At 73.0% G+C, this 16804-nt stretch carries 13 protein-coding genes; 6 read left to right on the top strand and 7 right to left on the bottom strand.

Annotated features, from left to right (window positions below):
* Positions 1-299: 299 nt before the first annotated feature.
* The gene (locus HTZ77_RS38125) at positions 300-1568 is read right to left on the bottom strand and encodes an MFS transporter (RefSeq protein WP_328809012.1); all 1269 of its coding nucleotides are present in this window, start codon (positions 1566-1568) and stop codon (positions 300-302) included.
* 342 nt (positions 1569-1910) lie between these two features.
* Between HTZ77_RS38125 and HTZ77_RS38120 the strand changes: the two genes are divergently transcribed.
* On the top strand, positions 1911-3128 hold the full coding sequence (locus HTZ77_RS38120) for an ROK family transcriptional regulator (RefSeq protein ID WP_175594633.1): 1218 nt from the start codon (positions 1911-1913) through the stop codon (positions 3126-3128).
* Between the two features lie 744 nt (positions 3129-3872).
* Complete coding sequence (mihF, locus tag HTZ77_RS38115; RefSeq protein ID WP_175594632.1) at positions 3873-4178, top strand: integration host factor, actinobacterial type; 306 nt, start codon at positions 3873-3875, stop codon at positions 4176-4178.
* Between the two features lie 237 nt (positions 4179-4415).
* On the opposite strand, the gene HTZ77_RS38110 is transcribed toward mihF, so the two are convergent.
* Both HTZ77_RS38110 and HTZ77_RS38105 read right to left on the bottom strand, forming a co-directional pair.
* Entirely contained in the window at positions 4416-5063 is a 648-nt protein-coding gene (locus HTZ77_RS38110) for a response regulator transcription factor (protein ID WP_175594631.1), read from the bottom strand.
* Positions 5054-6301, bottom strand: a complete 1248-nt coding sequence (locus HTZ77_RS38105) for a sensor histidine kinase (RefSeq protein WP_175594630.1) — start codon at positions 6299-6301, stop codon at positions 5054-5056. The genes HTZ77_RS38110 and HTZ77_RS38105 overlap by 10 nt, the downstream gene beginning before the upstream one ends.
* 120 nt (positions 6302-6421) lie before the next feature.
* Between HTZ77_RS38105 and HTZ77_RS38100 the strand changes: the two genes are divergently transcribed.
* The 3 genes from HTZ77_RS38100 to HTZ77_RS38090 all read left to right on the top strand — a co-directional run bounded on the left by HTZ77_RS38100 (position 6422) and on the right by HTZ77_RS38090 (position 11086).
* Positions 6422-7792: an acyltransferase family protein gene (locus HTZ77_RS38100; protein WP_407940633.1), complete on the top strand. Its 1371-nt coding sequence runs from the start codon at positions 6422-6424 to the stop codon at positions 7790-7792.
* Between the two features lie 48 nt (positions 7793-7840).
* Complete coding sequence (locus HTZ77_RS38095; RefSeq protein WP_175594628.1) at positions 7841-8353, top strand: GNAT family N-acetyltransferase; 513 nt, start codon at positions 7841-7843, stop codon at positions 8351-8353.
* A 225-nt stretch (positions 8354-8578) separates the two neighbouring features.
* Positions 8579-11086 carry a DEAD/DEAH box helicase gene (locus HTZ77_RS38090; RefSeq protein WP_175594748.1) on the top strand — a complete coding sequence of 836 codons (2508 nt, stop codon included), beginning with the start codon at positions 8579-8581 and terminating at the stop codon, positions 11084-11086.
* 24 nt (positions 11087-11110) lie between these two features.
* On the opposite strand, the gene HTZ77_RS38085 is transcribed toward HTZ77_RS38090, so the two are convergent.
* From HTZ77_RS38085 to HTZ77_RS38070, 4 genes are read right to left on the bottom strand one after another with little or no spacing between them, the layout of a single operon-like run.
* Positions 11111-12454, bottom strand: coding sequence for an alpha-L-fucosidase (locus HTZ77_RS38085; protein WP_175594627.1), 1344 nt, complete (start codon positions 12452-12454; stop codon positions 11111-11113).
* A 9-nt stretch (positions 12455-12463) separates the two neighbouring features.
* Positions 12464-13285 (bottom strand): carbohydrate ABC transporter permease, encoded by an 822-nt coding sequence (locus HTZ77_RS38080; protein ID WP_175594626.1) that lies wholly within the window; start codon positions 13283-13285, stop codon positions 12464-12466.
* Complete coding sequence (locus HTZ77_RS38075) at positions 13275-14117, bottom strand: carbohydrate ABC transporter permease (protein ID WP_205304484.1); 843 nt, start codon at positions 14115-14117, stop codon at positions 13275-13277. The genes HTZ77_RS38080 and HTZ77_RS38075 overlap by 11 nt, the downstream gene beginning before the upstream one ends.
* A gap of 8 nt (positions 14118-14125) precedes the next feature.
* The gene (locus HTZ77_RS38070) at positions 14126-15403 is read right to left on the bottom strand and encodes an ABC transporter substrate-binding protein (RefSeq protein ID WP_175594625.1); all 1278 of its coding nucleotides are present in this window, start codon (positions 15401-15403) and stop codon (positions 14126-14128) included.
* A gap of 111 nt (positions 15404-15514) precedes the next feature.
* On the opposite strand from HTZ77_RS38070, the gene HTZ77_RS38065 reads away from it, so the two are divergent.
* Positions 15515-16651, top strand: coding sequence for an ROK family transcriptional regulator (locus HTZ77_RS38065; RefSeq protein WP_175594624.1), 1137 nt, complete (start codon positions 15515-15517; stop codon positions 16649-16651).
* Positions 16652-16804 lie beyond the last annotated feature (153 nt).

Genomic DNA, 16804 nt, shown 5'->3' with positions numbered 1-16804 from the left:
GCATCATGCCGGTCAAGTCACGATCACATAACACCAGGTCAACGGCGTGCCAGGCAAAGCCTGGCTCGGCTTCCGGCGGGAAAACGGTCATGAAACGGGCACGGAGGGTGCGCCCGTGTTCCGGAGGCGGCCCGAGGGTGCGCGAGCGCCACGGCCCCGGTGCCTTCGCGCGCGTCACGGCGGGCGACCGGTGAGGCGGAGGAGCGTGCCCCTGGAGGGCCGCCGGCCACGGTCGGCGGGTGGGCCCTCCCGTGCCGGCCGTAAAGATCCGTAGAGGAAGGCCCACCCCGGCGGCGGCGTCAGGACCGGACCGGCACCTCGACGCGCGGGTGTTCTGTGGCCAGGGAGCGGATGGCCGGTGCGCCGGCGAGGGCGACGACGGCCGCCAGGACGGCCGGGACGATCAGCGCGACCGGCAGCGACGACTCCTCGGCCACGAACCCCAGCACGGCGGGCCCCACCAGCATTCCGCTGTAGCCGAACGCCGTCACCAGCGACAGCGCCCGCCCGACCTGGCCGCCGGCGGCGCCCACGGCGCTGAAGATGACCGGCACCACCGTGGCCAGCCCCACCCCGGCCAGCGCCCACCCCGTCCACGCGCACGCCACCCGCACCGCGTCGCCCACCAGCGGCGACACGAGCACGAGGAGGTAGCCGCAGGTGGCCAGCAGGCCGGCGAGCTGGATGGTGCGCACGGAGCCGAGCCGGGCGCGGATGGGGTCGCCGAGCAGCCGGACGGTGGTCATGGCGACGGAGAAGATCGTGTACGCGACGGGCGCGGCGGCCGGGTCGGTGCCGAGCACCCAGCGGGCGTGCAGGGCGGCCCAGTCGATGGCCGCCCCCTCGCTCAGGTGCCCCGCGAACGCGGCCAGCCCGAGCATCGCCACCAGCCCCCACCGCAGCCCGGGGCCACCACGCCGCCCCCCGTTCCCGCCACCCGGAGCCGCCTCGTCCGCCGCCGCGCCGGCCCGGTCGTCCGCAGGCGGGACGGAGCGCGACGGGCGGGCCGGGAGCAGGCGCAGGGCGAAGGGCACGTACACGAACGGCACCACCACCGCCGCCGCCACGAGCAGCACCTGCGCGTCCAGCCCCGTCTGCAGCACCAGCGCCGTCAGCCCGCCCCCGGCCGCGCCGCCGAGGCTCCACGTGCCGTGGAACGCCGAGATGATCGGCCGCCCGTAGGCGTGCTCGACCTCGACGGAGTGGGTGTTCATGGCCACCTCCGTCACCCCGAGCCCCATGCCGAACACCACGGCCAGCACGGCCAGCCACGCATACCCGGGAGCGAGGGCGGGCCCCAGCAGCACCGCCGCCGACAGCGGGCCGGACACCCAGCACACGGCCCGGCTGCTCCACCGGTCCACGAGCGGGCCGGTGACCAGCATGGACACCAGCGCCCCACCGGAGATCAGCAGCAGCACGCTGCCCAGCCGCGCCGGTCCGAGGTCGAGCCGGTCGTTGAGGGACGGCAGGCCGGCGGCCCACAGGCCCATCACGAACCCCGCCAGGAAGAAGTAGCCGAACACCGCGCTCCGGGCACGACGCGCCACCGCAAGACTTATGTTCACGGCTAGAGCATAATCAGAGGTGCAGGGACGGCACAACGGCGGAACCCTGGCGCGACCGCCGCGAAGCGGCCCGACGGCCAGAGCGCTGCACAGCCGTGGTAAGTGAACCGACGTGCGTGACAGATGGGTGTGACACACGACGTGACGCGCCCGCGAGCGACGTGGAGGCGTGGCGGCGTGCGTGGCGTGGATGCGTGGCGGCGCGGGTGCGTCAATGCGTGGCATGCGTGGCGTGCGTGGCGGCGGCGTCTGGACGCGGGTGGCGGAGAGTGCGGCAAAGGCGCCGCGCGGAGAGAAGGGAGCGCCGGAGATGCGAGCGGAGCACGAGGCGGAGTCGCGAGGATGACGGGCGGACCCACCGCGGCAACGGGCGGGCACTCAGGGGCAGGGGCGACGACCAGCGGGGCGTTGCGGGCCCACAACCGGGTGCGGCTGCTGCGGGCGGTGCACGACTGCGGCGCGTCCCTGACCCGCTCGCGGCTCACCCGCGACCTCGGCCTCGCCCGCGGCACCGCGTCGGTGCTGGTCGGGGAGCTGGCGGAGAGCGGGCTGCTGCACGAGGAACCGGCGCCCGAGCACGGCCGGGGCAGGCCCACGCAGGTCCCGGGCCCGCATCCGCGCGGCCCGGTCGCCCTGGCGGTCGACGTGCGGGAGGACGCCTGGGAGGTCGCGGCGTGCGAGCTGGGCGGGCGCGCCACGGTCCTGGAGGTGCGTCAGCACGACGGGACGCCCGAGGGTGCGCTCGTGCCGCTCGGCGCGGCGCTGCGCGGCCATCTCGAACGGCTGGTCCCCCGGGTCGTCGGCACCGGCGTGGCGCTGGCGGGTCCGGTGCGTCCCGGCGGGCTCGTCGACATCGCGCACCTGCGCTGGAACTCGGTGGACGTCCCCGGCCTGCTGGCCCTCCCCGGGCCGCTGGTCGTGGGCAACGACACGGCGTTCGCCGGGCTGGCCGAGGCCCGGCGGGGCGAGCTGCGCGGCGTCGCGGTGGGGTTGCACCTGCACGTCGACTTCGACCTGGGCGGAACGCTGATCGTGGACGGCCGCCCGCTGGCCGGGGCGACCGGGGTCGGCGCCGAGTTCGGCCACATGCCGCTCATCGGCGGTGACGCGCCCTGCATGTGCGGGGCGTACGGGTGCTGGGGACAGGAGGTGGGCACGAACGCCCTGCTGCGCCACCTCGGCCTCGCCCACGGCGGCGGGCGGGGCCGCGACCACGCCGAGCGCCTGCTCTCCGCCGCCATGGCGGGCGACGAAGGAGCGGTACGGGCCGTGACGTCCTGTGCCGGCGCGCTCGGCCGGGGCATCTGCGCCCTGGTGAACGCGCACGACCCGGAGGTGGTGACGCTGTCGGGGTTCGGCGTGGATCTGCACCGGCTGGCGCCGGCGGAGCTCATGGGGCGGTTCGAGCGCGGCCTGATGGCGATCCGCCGGGAACGGCCGCCCAGGATCTCCCCCTCGGCCCTCGGATGGCGCGGCGCGCTGATCGGCGCCATGGAGTCGGTCTTCGACGCCTTCCTCACGGTCGACGCCGTGGACCAGTGGCGCCGCGCCTTTTCCTGAGGCGTTGACCACTTCCTGAGGCGTTGACCACGTTCCCCGGCCCGTACGGCATGGTCGGCCCGCGAGAAGTGGCCGCGACACGCCCGAAAACCAGAATGTGATGCAAAACACGCGACAGGGGTGAAACGCCGCCACGGACCGTAATCCTGCACGTGTCCGGTGATCTACCAGCACTTCCTCCCGGACCATCCATGAGGCCGTCACTGTCAGTCAGGGACCCCCGTAAGGAGGCGGCGTCCTGCGGAGCGGCTCGGGACCGGGACGCCCGTGCTGGAGGGCCGTCCGCGACCCGCGCGGCCCGGCCGCACGCGAGGCGGCGCGGGAGCGGAGACGCGCCCCTCCCGCCGAGAACGCCGACGTAGGCGGCCATCTGCGCTTTCACCGCCGCCCGCGCGGCGCTCGGCGAGCGGCCGGGACCGCGTCCCCGCGCCAGGCGGCCGCCGCCGCCGCGCCGGGATCGGCGGCGGGTCTCCCCCGGCTTCCGGCGGAGCCGTCCGCGCCCTGGCCGGAAGCCGTTTTCCCTGCCCGCGCCGCGATGGTCCGGGAGCGCGCCCACCGGCGGCGCCGCGCAGACGTCCCCGCTCCCCCGCGCGGGATCACGTGACCCGCCGAGGCGGCCCCGCAGGCGCGGCGCACGGCCTGAGCGGACGCTTTCCGCACCAAGAACCGCTGGTATCCGCCATGATTAGCCACTGCACTACGGGTAACAGAACCCCGAACGTTTAACTCCCCGAGGAGACAGAGATGGCACTTCCCACTCTCACCCCCGAGCAGCGCAAGGCGGCTCTGGAGAAGGCGGCCGAGGCCCGCGCCGCGCGCACCGCTCTGCTGGCCAAGGTCAAGGCCGGCGAGATGACGTTCTCGCAGCTCCTTGAGCGCGATGACGACATCGCCAAGAAGATCAAGGTGTCGCAGGCGCTGCGCGCGGTCAAGGGCGTCGGCCCGGCCAAGGCCACCGCGCTGATGGAGGAGGCGGGCGTCGACGAGAAGCGCCGCCTCGGTGGCCTGGGCGCCCAGCAGCGCAAGAAGCTGGTCGAGGCGCTCGGCTAGACACCGGGTGGCCGGGTCCTGGAGACCGGGTGGCCTGGTCCGCGCGGGTCCGCCGCGCGGGCCGGCCGGCCGCCCGGCCCGGAACCCCCACAGAATCCCCACAACCCCCGCCCCCGCCCCCGACAGCCCGGTGACGGGCGAGGACCAGCGGGACGGGCCCTCCGCAGGGCGATTCCGCGCCCTGGCCGCAGGCCCGCCGGGCGGCCCGAGGAAGACGGACCGCCGGAGCCGCGCGGGTCAGGAGCGCAGGTAGGCCAGGACGGCGAGCACGCGCCGGTGCTGATCGCTGTCGTCGGCGTAGAGGCCGAGCTTGCTGAAGATGCTCCTGATGTGCTTCTCCACCGCCCCGTCGCTGATCACGAGCTGCCGCCCGATGGCCGGGTTGGACCTGCCCTCGGCCATGAGCCCCAGCACCTCCCGCTCGCGCGGCGTGAGCTGGGCCAGCGGGTCGTTCTTGCGCCTGCGCACCATGAGCTGCGACACCACCTGAGGATCGAACACGGTGCCGCCCGCGGCCACCCGCCGCAGGCCCTCCAGGAACTCGTCGACGTCCACGACCCGGTCCTTCAGCAGGTAGCCGACCGCGCCCCGGGCGTCGGCCAGCAGGTCGTCGGCGTACGACACCTCGACGTACTGCGACAGGATGAGCACCGGCGCGCCCGGCACCCGCTTGCGGGCCTCGACGGCGGCGCGCAGGCCCTCGTCGGTGAACGACGGCGGCATCCGCACGTCCACCACCGACACGTCCGGCCGGTGCTCGGACACCGCCGCGACGAGGGAGTCGCCGTCGCCCACGGCGGCCACCACCTCGCAGCCGAACTCCTCCAGCAGCCTGACCAGGCCCTCCCTGATCAGGACCGCGTCATCGGCCACGACTACGCGCACGGCACCTCCGCCACGATCACTGTCGGCCCGCCGTCGGGCGAGTCGACCGTGAGCTCCCCGTCGACTGCGCGGAGCCGGTCGGCGAGCCCGGCGAGACCGTGTCCCTTGGCGACGTGTGCGCCGCCGACACCATCATCCCCGATCGTCAGCATGAGGATGTTGCCGGTGCGGCTGAGCTGGACGGTGCAGACGGTGGCGCGGCTGTGCTTGGCGACGTTGGTCATGGTCTCGGCGACGACGAAGTAGATCGCGTTCTCGACGGCGGCCTGGAAGCGGCCGACGACCTGCACGTCCAGCTCCACGGGCACCGTGCAACGGCCGGCGAGGGCGGCCAGCGCGGGCGCGAGGCCACGGTCGGACAGGATGGGCGGCGCGATGCCCCGCGACAGGGCGCGCAGCTCGTCGAGCGTCTCGCGGGTGGCGGTGATCGCGGAGCCGATCGTGGCCTGGGCGGCCTCCGGGTCCTTGGCCATCTGCCGCTGCGCGCGGGACAGCTCCATCGCCAGCGACACCAGGCGCTGCTGGGGGCCGTCGTGGATGTCGCGCTCCAGCTTGCGCAGCGCGTTGGCCTCGGCGGAGACGGCCGCGGCGCGGCCCTCGGCGAGGTCCTCGATGCGTTCCTGCAGCTCGGCGACGCCGGTCAGCAGCGCCCGGCCCAGTCCGGCGCGGATCAGCGCGGCCGCGCGCACCATGAACGGCAGGACCAGCAGCCCCAGCACGCCGAGCGACACGTGGAAGACGACGTTGACGCCGTAGCCGCGGCCGAAGCCGAGCAGCTCGGGCAGCTCCGTGTTGCCCGGGATGCGCGAGGTCACGACGCCGTAGAGGGGGTAGCTCAGGCCGAGGAGGGGGATGGCCCAGAACACCACGGTCAGCACGAACGCGATGATCGCCATCGGCAGGTTCAGGATGCCGTGCAGCAGGTCGAGCCAGGACTGCCCGCTGGTCAGCGGGTTGACCAGCCGGCGGAACCGGCCGGCTCCCTCGGGCGCGGGCTTGTAGCGGGGGCGTACGGGCGGGCGGCGGAGCACGTCGGACAGCCAGCCGCGCTCGGCGTCGGCGAACCCGCGTGCGATCATGAGGACGCCGGCCAGGAGCGGCACGCCGACCCACACGACCGCGGTGCCCAGGCCGGCGGCGAACCCGGCGATCAGGATCGCGAAGCCGATGACCGTGGTGGGGAAGCCCACGAGCGTGTAGCGCGTGTCGAGCAGGACACGCCTCATGAGGGAGCGCATGGCGCAACGGTATGCCCACGTCGTCCCCGATTCGACCCGGTGCGCAGGCATGCCGGGGTAGGGCCTGCCCTACCCCCGCCGGTGGTGCGATCTTGACCCGCGATTCGGCGGCTCGCGGGAATGTGCCGGGACGGCCGCGCCGGAAGTCTGGGGAGGTACCCGCCCCCGCGCTTCCCGACGAAGCCGCTGAATCGAGGCTCCCCCATGACCGTCCTCCTCGACCGTCCGGCGCCGCCCGGCGTCCCCGTCGCGGCGGCCGCGCCGCGCGTCGCCCGGGACCCGTTCATCGACGTGCTACGCGTCCTGGGGATCGCGCTGGTGGTGCTCCAGCACTGGACGATCCCCGTGCTCGCCTTCGACGGGACGACGCTGAGGACGGGCAACGCGCTGGCGACGCCCGGGGTGTGGGTGGTCACGTGGCTCAGCCAGGTGATGCCGCTGGTGTTCTTCGCCGGCGGCGCCGCGAACGCGATCAGCTTCGGCCGCGCCCGGCACGACGCGCCGCGGTGGCTGGCGGCCCGGCTGCGGCGGCTGGCCTGGCCGCTGCTGCCGCTGGCGGCCGTGTGGATCCCGCTCCCCCACGCGCTCGCGGCGCTCGGCGTGCCGGCCCAGCCGCTGGAGACGGGCGCGCGGCTGACCGGCCAGCTCCTGTGGTTCCTCGCCGTCTACCTCATCGCCGTGACGGCCACGCCGCTGATGGCCCGCCTGCACGAGCGGTACGGCGGGCGGGTCCCGGCGGCGCTGGCGGCCGGCGCGGTGCTGACAGACGTCGCCCGCTTCTCCACGGGCCTCGACGCGCTGGGCTACCTCAACATCGTGTGCGTGTGGCTGGCGGTCCACCAGCTCGGCCTGCTGTACGCGGAGGGGCGGCTGACCCGGCCGGGCGTCATGGCGGCGGGCGGATTCGGGGCCGCGGCGCTGCTGGTGTGGGCGGGGCCGTACCCGGGCAGCATGATCGGCCTGCCCGGCGCCGGTATGTCGAACATGGCTCCCCCGACGCTCGCCATGCTGGCCGTGGCGTTCGGGCAGGTGGGGCTGGCCCTGCTACTGCGCGAGCGGATCCTGCGGCTGCCGCTGGGCGGCCTGCTGTCCTGGGCGGGGCCGCGGATCATGACGGTGTACCTGTGGCACATGCCGGCGTTGTTCGCGGTGACCGGGGTCGTCGTGGTGGGGCTCGGCGTGGACACGCCGGCGCCGGGCGGCGCCGGCTGGTTCGCCGGGTGGCCGTTCTGGTTCGGGGCGCTGTGCCTGGTGATGTGGCCGCTGCTGAAGGTGTTCGCCCGGTTCGAGGAGCCGCCCGCGCTGCCGTACCGGCCGGGCGGGTGGCCGCGGATGCTGGTGGCGGCGGCGCTGGCCGGCGCGGGACTGCTGACGCTCACGGTGGCGGGGTTCGCGCCGGGGATCGCGCCGGTCGCGGCGGTGGCGGCGCTCGGCGGGGCGCTCCTGCTGACGGCCGGGCCGCGCCGCCCGGCCCCGGCCCTGGTCCGGTGAACGCCCGGAAACACGCCTGTCATGCGACGGCCGCCACAATGGCATGACATGACGACACCACGACCGCCGGCCGAGTCGGACCTTCCCGCCGTCGCCGCCATCTACGCGTACTACGTCGACAAGAGCGTGGCCACCTTCGACGAGATTCCGCCCGGGGTCGAGGACTGGCAGGCCAAGGCCGCGGCGATCACCGGGGCCGGGCTGCCGTTCCTGGTGACGGAGGAGGACGGCGAGGTGACCGGCTTCGCCTACGCCGGCCCGTTCCGGCCCAAACCCGCCTACCGGCACACGGCGGAGGTCACCATCTACCTGGCGCCCGGGGCGACGGGGCGCGGCCTGGGGCGGCTGCTGCTGGGCGCGCTGATCGAGCGCGCCGCCCGCGCCGGGACGCGGCAACTGGTGGCGGTGGTCGCCGACAGCGGCGACCCGGCGTCCTTGAGGTTGCACGCGGCGTTCGGCTTCGAGCAGGCGGGGCGGCTGAGGGGCGTCGGCTACAAGCACGGCCGGTGGATCGACACGATCCTCCTCCAGCGCGCCCTGCACCCCTCCGACGCGCCCTGAAGGCCCGCCGCTCCCCTGTGCACGCCCACAACAGACGGTCAGCACCGCACAAGCGGTTCGACCACCGGGGTTTGCGCCCCCAACCCCTGCGCACGCCCACAACAGACGGTCAGCACCGCACAAGCGGTTCGACCACCGGGGTTTGCGCCCCCAACCCCTGTGCACGCCCACAACAGACGGTCAGCACCGCACAAGCGGTTCGACCACCGGGGTTTCTTCGGCAGGATAGAGGGCGTGAGCCTTCTCATCGACCGCCTCCCCGAAGAGATCGACGCCGAACCGGACGCGATCTTCGACGCCTTCGTCTCCTGGAACTCCGAACGCGGGCTCACGCTCTATCCCGCCCAGGAGGAGGCGCTCATCGAGGTGGTCTCCGGCAGCAACCTGATCCTGGCCACCCCGACGGGCTCCGGCAAGAGCCTGGTCGCGGCGGGCGCCCACTTCACGGCGCTCACGCGGGACCTCCGCACCTTCTACACGGCGCCGATCAAGGCGCTGGTGTCGGAGAAGTTCTTCGACCTGTGCGCGATCTTCGGCACCGAGAACGTCGGCATGATGACGGGCGACGCCAGCGTCAACCCGGGCGCGCCCATCATCTGCTGCACCGCCGAGATCCTCGCCAACGTGGCGCTGCGCGACGGGGCGGCGGCCGACATCGGCCAGGTCGTCATGGACGAGTTCCACTTCTACGCCGAGCCCGACCGCGGCTGGGCCTGGCAGGTGCCGCTGCTGGAGCTGCCGCACGTGCAGTTCGTGCTGATGTCGGCCACGCTGGGCGACGTCACGATGTTCGAGCGCGACCTGACCCGGCGCACCGGCCGGCCGACGTCCGTGGTCAAGCACACCGAGCGGCCCGTCCCGCTGGTCTACTCGTACCGCATGACGCCGCTGCACGAGACGCTGGAGGAGATGCTCAGCACCGGGCAGGCGCCCGTGTACGTCGTCCACTTCACGCAGGCCGCCGCGATGGAACGCGCGCAGGCGCTGATGTCGATCAACATGGCGACGAAGGCGGAGAAGGAGGCGATCGCCGCGATGATCGGCGGCTTCCGCTTCACCACGCGCTTCGGCCGGGCGCTGTCGCGGCTCGTGCGCCACGGCATCGGCGTCCACCACGCCGGCATGCTGCCCAAGTACCGCCGCCTGGTCGAGCGGCTGGCGCAGGCGGGCCTGCTGAAGGTCATCTGCGGCACCGACACGCTGGGCGTCGGCGTCAACGTGCCGATCCGCACCGTGCTGTTCACCGCGCTGTCCAAGTACGACGGCAACAAGGTGCGCCGCCTGCGGGCCCGCGAGTTCCACCAGATCGCGGGCCGGGCCGGGCGGGCCGGGTTCGACACGATCGGCTACGTCGCCTGCCAGGCGCCCGAGCACGACATCGAGAACGCCAAGGCCCTGGCGAAGATCGGCGACGACCCGAAGCGGCGGCGCGGCTACGCCCGCAAGAAGCCGCCGGAGGGGTTCGTCGGCTGGAGCGAGGAGACGTTCGAGAAGCTGCAGGGCGCCGAGCCCGAGCCGCTGGCCTCCCGCTTCAAGGTGAGCAACGCGATGCTGCTGGCCGTCATCAACCGGCCCGGCGACTGCTTCCAGGCGATGAAGCACCTGCTGACCGACAACCACGAGGACCGCAGGTGGCAGCGGCGGCACATCAGCCAGGCCATCGCCATCTACCGGTCGCTGCTCGCGGGCGGCATCGTCGAGCAGCTCGGTGAGCCCGACGAGCAGGGCCGCCGGGCCCGGCTGACGATCGACCTGCAGGAGGACTTCGCGCTCAACCAGGCGCTGTCCACCTTCGCCCTGGCCGCCTTCGACCTGCTCGACAAGGAGTCGCCGAGCTACGCCCTCGACATGGTCTCCATCGTCGAGTCCATCCTGGACGACCCGCGCCAGATCCTGTCCGCCCAGCTCAAGAAGGCGAGGGGCGAGGCGGTCGCGCAGATGAAGGCCGACGGCATGGAGTACGAGGAGCGCATGGACGCCCTCGCCGAGGTGATGTACCCGATGCCGCTGGAGACCCTGCTGCTCGGGGCCTACGAGACGTACCGGCGGGGCCACCCGTGGGTGGGCGACTACACGGTCAGCCCCAAGTCGGTGGTGCGCGACATGTTCGAGCGGGCGATGACGTTCGGCGAGTACATCCAGTTCTACGAGCTGGCCCGTTCCGAGGGCACGGTGCTGCGCTACCTGGCCGACGCCTACCGCACGCTGTCCCGCACCGTGCCCGAGCACCTGAAGACCGAGGACCTGGTCGACCTCATCGAGTGGCTGGGCGAGCTGGTGCGGCAGGTCGACTCGTCGCTGATCGACGAGTGGGAGAAGCTGACCAACCCGGCGGAGGCGCTGGAGCGGCACGAGCAGCTCGAGACCAAGGTCCGGCCGGTCACCGCCAACCCGCGGGCGTTCCGGGTGCTGGTGCGCAACGCGATGTTCCGGCTGGTGGAGCTGTGCGCGCTGGAGAAGGAGGAGGAGCTGGAGGAGCTGGCTCCCGACGTCGACTGGGGGGCGGCGCTCGACGCGTACTACGACGAGCACGAGGAGATCCACACCGACGCCGACGCGCGCGGGCCGGCGCTGCTGCGCATCCAGGAGGAGAGCGGGCTGTGGAAGGTCCGCCAGACGGTCAAGGACCCGGCGGGCGACGGCGACTGGGGCATCGACGCCCAGGTCGATCTGGCGGCCTCCGACGAGGAGGGGCGGGCCGTCCTGCACGTCCTCGGCCTCAACCGGCTCTGACGGCGCCGGACGGCCCGTACGAGGTCAGGCCGGTGGGAGGGTCAGCACGGCGGCCGGCAGGTGGCGCAGGGCCGGCGGGATGACGACGGTGCCGTCCGGGTCGATCTCGGCGGCTCCCTCGCCCCAGTGGGCGCCCGGGCGGCCGAGCAGGTCGGCGGGCAGCCGGAAGGCGCCGTGCGCCGGGTCGAGCGCGATCACGTTGAGCGTCCCGTCGGGACGCACGGTGTAGCGCAGCGGCGCCCCCACCGGTTCGGCGTGCCGGCGCCAGGGGCGGGTGCCGTAGACGGCGTCCGGGTGGGCGGCCAGCCACCGGCCGAGCTCGCGCAGCCGGCCGACCTGCGCCTCGGGCAGTGAGCCGTCGCCGCGCGGGCTGATGTTGAGCAGCAGGTTGCCGTTCTTGGCGACGGTGTCGACGAGGAGGTGGACCAGCTCGGTGGCGTCGATGAGGTGGGTGTCGTCCTCGGCGCGGTTGTAGCCGAACGAGGCGCCCAGGCCGCGCGTCGCCTCCCACACCCATGCGGGCGTGCCGGCCTCGGTGCGGTACTCGCGGGTGCGGAACCCCAGGTGCGGCACGCCCCACCGGTCGTTGACCACCCCGTCCGGCACGAGGCCGTAGTAGTGCTCGAACAGCTCGGCCAGACTGTACGGCCCGGCGGCCTTGGCCGAGTCGGGCCAGTCGATGTCGTTCCACAGCACGTCGGGCCGGTGCGCTTCGACCAGCTCCCGCACCTGGTCGAAGCAGTGGCGGGCGAAGGCGGGGTCGTTGCGCCGGTAGGTGAACAGGTCGGTCAGCGACCGGATCGGCGGGAAGTGCGACACGTGCCAGTCGAGCGCCCCCGAGTAGTAGAGCCCGAAGCGCAGCCCCGCCGACCGGGCGGCGCCGGCCAGCTCGGCGACGACGTCGCGGCGGGGCCCCCGGTGGACGCTGGAGAAGCCGGTGGTGGCGGTGTCCCACAGGCAGAAGCCGTCGTGGTGCTTGGCCGTCGGCACCACGTAGCGCGCCCCGCACGCGGCGAACAGCCGCATCCAGCCGTCGGGGTCGTACCGCTCGGCGGTCCAGGCGTCGGCCAGGTCCTCGTAGGAGGTGCCGACGCCGAAGGCGGCCTCGTGGTGGGAGGCGGTCGGCGAGCCGGGGATGCGCAGGGTGTTGGCGTACCACTCGGCGTACTGGTGGTGGCTGTACTCGAGCTCCACGGGCACGTCCTCGCCCGGCCGGCGCGGCGGCGCCCACCCGGCGACCGAGTACAGCCCCCAGTGGACGAACAGGCCGAACTTGGCGTCCCGGTACCAGTCGGGCACCGGTCGGTCGGGGTAGCGCGGCGCGTCCTCACCGAGGTCGGGACCGGTCCGGCGATCGAAGAAGAGCATGGATTCCTTTCAGCGCCCGGCCAGCCCGGCCGTGGCGATTCCCTTCACCAGGTGTTTCTGCAGCGCGATCAGCAGCAGCAGGGTGGGCAGGATCGAGATGACGGAGGCGGCCATGACCAGGTGCCACTGGTTGCCGTTCTGGCCGAAGAACAGCTGCAGCCCGAGCGGCACGGTGCCCCTGGCGTTCACGTCGTTGATCATGATGAGCGGCCACAGGAAGCTGTTCCAGTAGCCGATGAAGGTGAACACGGCGAGCACGCCCAGCGCGGGCCGGGCGAGCGGCAGCATGACCCGCAGGAAGACGCGCAGCTCCCCGGCGCCGTCGAGGCGCGCCGCCTCGCGCAGCTCGCCGGGCACGCTCTTGAAGAACTGCCGCAGCAGGAACGCGCCGAAGGCGGTGAACGCCCACGGGAAGACGAGCGCCTGGTAGCTGTCGACCCAGCCGAACGCCTGCATGAGCAGGAACATGGGGACGACCAGCACCTCCTGCGGCACCATCATGGTGGCCAGGAAGACGAGGAAGATCCCGTCCCGGCCGCGCCAGCGCAGCGCGGCGAAGGCGTAGGCCGACAGCGCCGAGGCGGCCAGCACCACGAGGGTGCCCGCGCCCGCCACCAGCACGCCGTTGCCGATGTAGCGCTCGAAGGGCACGTAGGTGAAGACGTCGGCGAAGTTGCGCCAGCGCACCTCCGAGCCGACCAGCGCTCCCGGCGAGCCGAACGTCTCCCCCGGCGGCTTGAGCGCCGTGGCGACGGCGAAGATCAGCGGGTAGAGGAACGCCAGGGCGACGGCGGCCAGCAGGACGTGGGACACGACGCGGCTAGCTCTCATAGTGCACCCACCGTTTCTGGCCCACGAACTGCACGGCCGTGACGCCGAGGATGATCGCGAACAGCAGCCACGCGCCCGCCGCGGCCAGCCCGAGGTCGCGGGACTCGAAGCCGGCCTGGTAGACGTTCATGACCAGGGTCTCGGTGGCGTTGCCGGGACCGCCCGCCGTGAGGATGTAGGGCTGGGTGAACACCTGCAGCGCGTTGATCATCGTCATGGTGGCCGCGAAGAACAGCGCCGGGGAGATGAGCGGGAGCTGCACGCTGACGAGCCTGCGCAGCCCGGTCGCCCCGTCGAGCGAGGCGGCCTCCAGCACGCTGGGCGACATCTCGTTGACGGCCGCGGAGAAGACGATCATGTTGTAGCCGAATCCCTGCCACACGCTCATCGCGACCACCGCCAGCAGCGCGGTGCGGCCGTCGGCCAGCAGGTTCGGCTCCCCGCCCACGGCCTGGAGGAGCAGCTTCCAGATCACCGCGTTGGCCACCATGGGCGTGATGGCCGGGACGAAGAACAGCACCCGCCACAGGTTCGCCCAGCGCGAGCGGTGGATCCAGAACGCCAGGCCGAGCGCGAGCAGGATGTTGAGGGGCACGTACAGGCCGGTGAAGACGAAGGTGTTGCGCAGCGCGGTCAGGAAGTCGGGGTCCTCGCCGAGCAGGTAGCGGAAGTTGTCCAGGCCGACGAACTCCCGCGTGCCGAGCATGGGCCACTGGAAGAAGCTCATGACGACGGCCATCCCGACCGGGAACAGGGTGAACAGTCCCAGTCCGAGCACGCTCGGCGTGACGAAGCCGAGCGCGCTCCACTGCTCTGTCGTACGCGGTCTCACTGGCCGCTTCACTGGCCCCGGGCGCTTTGCTGCTGGATCGTGGCGAGGGCGTCCTTGGGCGACTGGTCGCCGGTGTAGACGCGGATGAGGTACTGCGCCATGAGCTTGCCGACGCTGTCCCAGTTCTTCGTGGTGAACAGCGGGACGCCGCCGGCCAGGCCGTCCTTGACCGAGGCGATGGCGCCGCGCACCGCCTCGGCGTTGCGCGGGTCCTGCTTGACCAGGAACTCCTCGTAGGTGGCCTGCTGGCCGGTGCGCGAGGGGAAGCTGCGGCCCTGCCCGGCCAGGTAGGTCTGGGCGTCCGGCCCGGTCAGCACCGAGACGGCCTTGGCGGCCTCCGCCGGGTACGGGCAGCCCTTGGCGACGCCGAAGCCGGAGGCGGCGAGGTAGGTCTTGGACCCGCCGGACCCGGCGGGCAGCGGCGCGAAGCCGACGGCGAACTTGGCGTCCTTGAGCGCCGAGCCGATGTTCCACGACCCGTCGACCGCCATCATCGCGTTGCCGTTGACGAACTGCGTCTCGCCCCAGCCCACGTCGGAGGAGCTGGCCGGCACCAGAGCCGCCTTGGCGGTGGCCAGGCCGGCGTACCAGGTGAGCGCGTCCACCATCGGCCGGCTGTCGAACTGCAGCTTCACGTCGGGGGTGACCGGCTGGGCGCCGTTGTAGGACAGCATCAGCGACAGCGCGTGCAGGTCGGCGAAGGACATGCCGAACCCGGCCTTGCCCCCGGTGGACAGCTTCCTGGCCGCCTGCTCGAAGTCGGCGACGGTCCAGCCGCTCTTCGGCTCGGCGACCCCGGCCTTGGTGAAGGCGTCCTTGTTGTAGTAGAGGAGCATCGAGGCCAGGTCGTACGGCAGGGCGAGCTGCTTGCCGCCCAGCTTGAGGGCCTCCAGCGCGGCGGGGGCGAAGCCCTGGGCGTCGGCCTTGCCGTCGAGCGGTTCCAGCAGGTCGGCGTAGGCGCTGAGGCGCAGGCTCTGCATGGACACCACGCACGGCTGCTTGCCGGCGGCGAACTCGGTCTGGAGCTTGGTGAAGTAGTCGTTGAACGGCGCCGTGCGGAGGTTGACCTTGATGGTGGGGTGCTGCTGGGTCACCAGCGCGGCCAGATGGTCGAGCTGGGCCTTCTCGTCCTCGCTGCCGGCCCACATCTCCCAGTCCAGCGTGACGGTGCCGCCCGTGTCGCGGGCGCCGCCCGACGTGCCGGTGCCTCCGCCGCCGCCGCACGCGGCGGTCACCATCATGCCTGCCAGGCCCAGGGCCAGCAGGACGCCTCTGCGCATGTGCATCTGCGCTCCCTCCTGGACGCCGCCCGTGATATTTTTCGGGGGCGAATTTATTATGGTGGCTGACCTTAGGGTCGGGATGCGCAAGGCGTCAAGAGAGGCAGAATGAGCGGTATGCCCCCACCCCCGTACCGGGAGGACCTGATCAAGGCGGAGATCCTCGCCATGCTCGGGTCACGGCCGCTCAACCGGTCACAGATCGCCGCCCGGCTGGGCCTCGGCGCCGCGACCGTGACGGAGCACACCCGCCGCCTGATCGACCTGGGCTTCCTGCGCGAGCTGCCACCGCAGGTCAGCGGCAGGGGACGGCCGAAGGTGCCGCTGGAGGTGGTCCCGGACGCGGCGTACACGCTGGGCCTGCGCGTGCACTCCGACCACCTGATGGGCGTGCTGGCGCGGCTCGACGGCGGCGAGGTGGCCCGCTTCACCCGGCCGTTCTCTCCCGCGGACGATCCGGTGGGGCAGCTCGCGGCGGCGTGCGAGGACGTGCTGAGCGATCCGGCCACCGGGTCGCGGGTGCTCGGCATCGGGCTGGCCGTCCCGGGCGTGATCGACCCCGGCACCGGGACGGTCCGGCTCTCGCCGCGCATGGGGTGGACCGACCTGCCGCTCCAGCCGCCGCTGGCCGCGCGTCTGCCGGTGCCCGTGCTCATCGACAACGACACCAGGGCCTCCACCACGGGAGAGCTGCTCTACGGCACCGGCCGCGACCACGACGACTTCCTGGTGCTGGCGATCGGCGACGGCGTGGGCATGGGCATCGTGCTGGGCCGCCGGGTCCACCGCGGGCCGGACGGGGTGGCGGGCGAGTTCGGCCACGTGCCCACCGGTCCGGACGGCCCGGCGTGCGTGTGCGGCCGGCGGGGCTGCGTCGACGCGTACGTCGCGGACTACGCGCTCGCCGCCGAGGCCGTCAGGCGCGGCCTGGCCGCCGCGCCGCCGCCGCTGGAGGAACTGCGCCGCATGGCCGCTGACGACGCGCCGGGCGTGCGCGGCCTGCTCGACGAGGCCGGCGAGATCCTCGGCCGGGCCGTGGCGGGCGTGGTGAACGTCCTGGCCGTACGGGCCCTGACCGTCATCGGGGAGAGCCACGTGCTCTGGCCGTACCTGGCGCCCGGCTTCCACCGCGCGGTCGACGGCGGGGTCATCGCGGCGCTGTCCGGACTGGAGATCACCCTGCGGCCGTGGGACGACAGCGGCCACGCCCGCGGCGCCGCCAGCCTCGTGCTGGCCGCCAGTCTCGCCTCGTGAGCCGCCGGTAGACCGGCTGGAGCAGCCGGAGGCCGAGGACCGGCTGGTCGCCGCCGATCCGCGGGCGTTCCTGGTGCTTGGTGCTCAGCGCGATGTTCCGGCTGGTGGAGCTGTGCACGAGCCGCCACGCGGACACGGTGGCCATACCGCATC

Origin of the sequence: Nonomuraea montanisoli, from assembly GCF_013363975.1 — a bacterium.
Classification (GTDB): Bacteria; Actinomycetota; Actinomycetes; order Streptosporangiales; family Streptosporangiaceae; genus Nonomuraea; species Nonomuraea montanisoli.
This window is presented reverse-complemented; position numbering and strand designations above follow the sequence as displayed.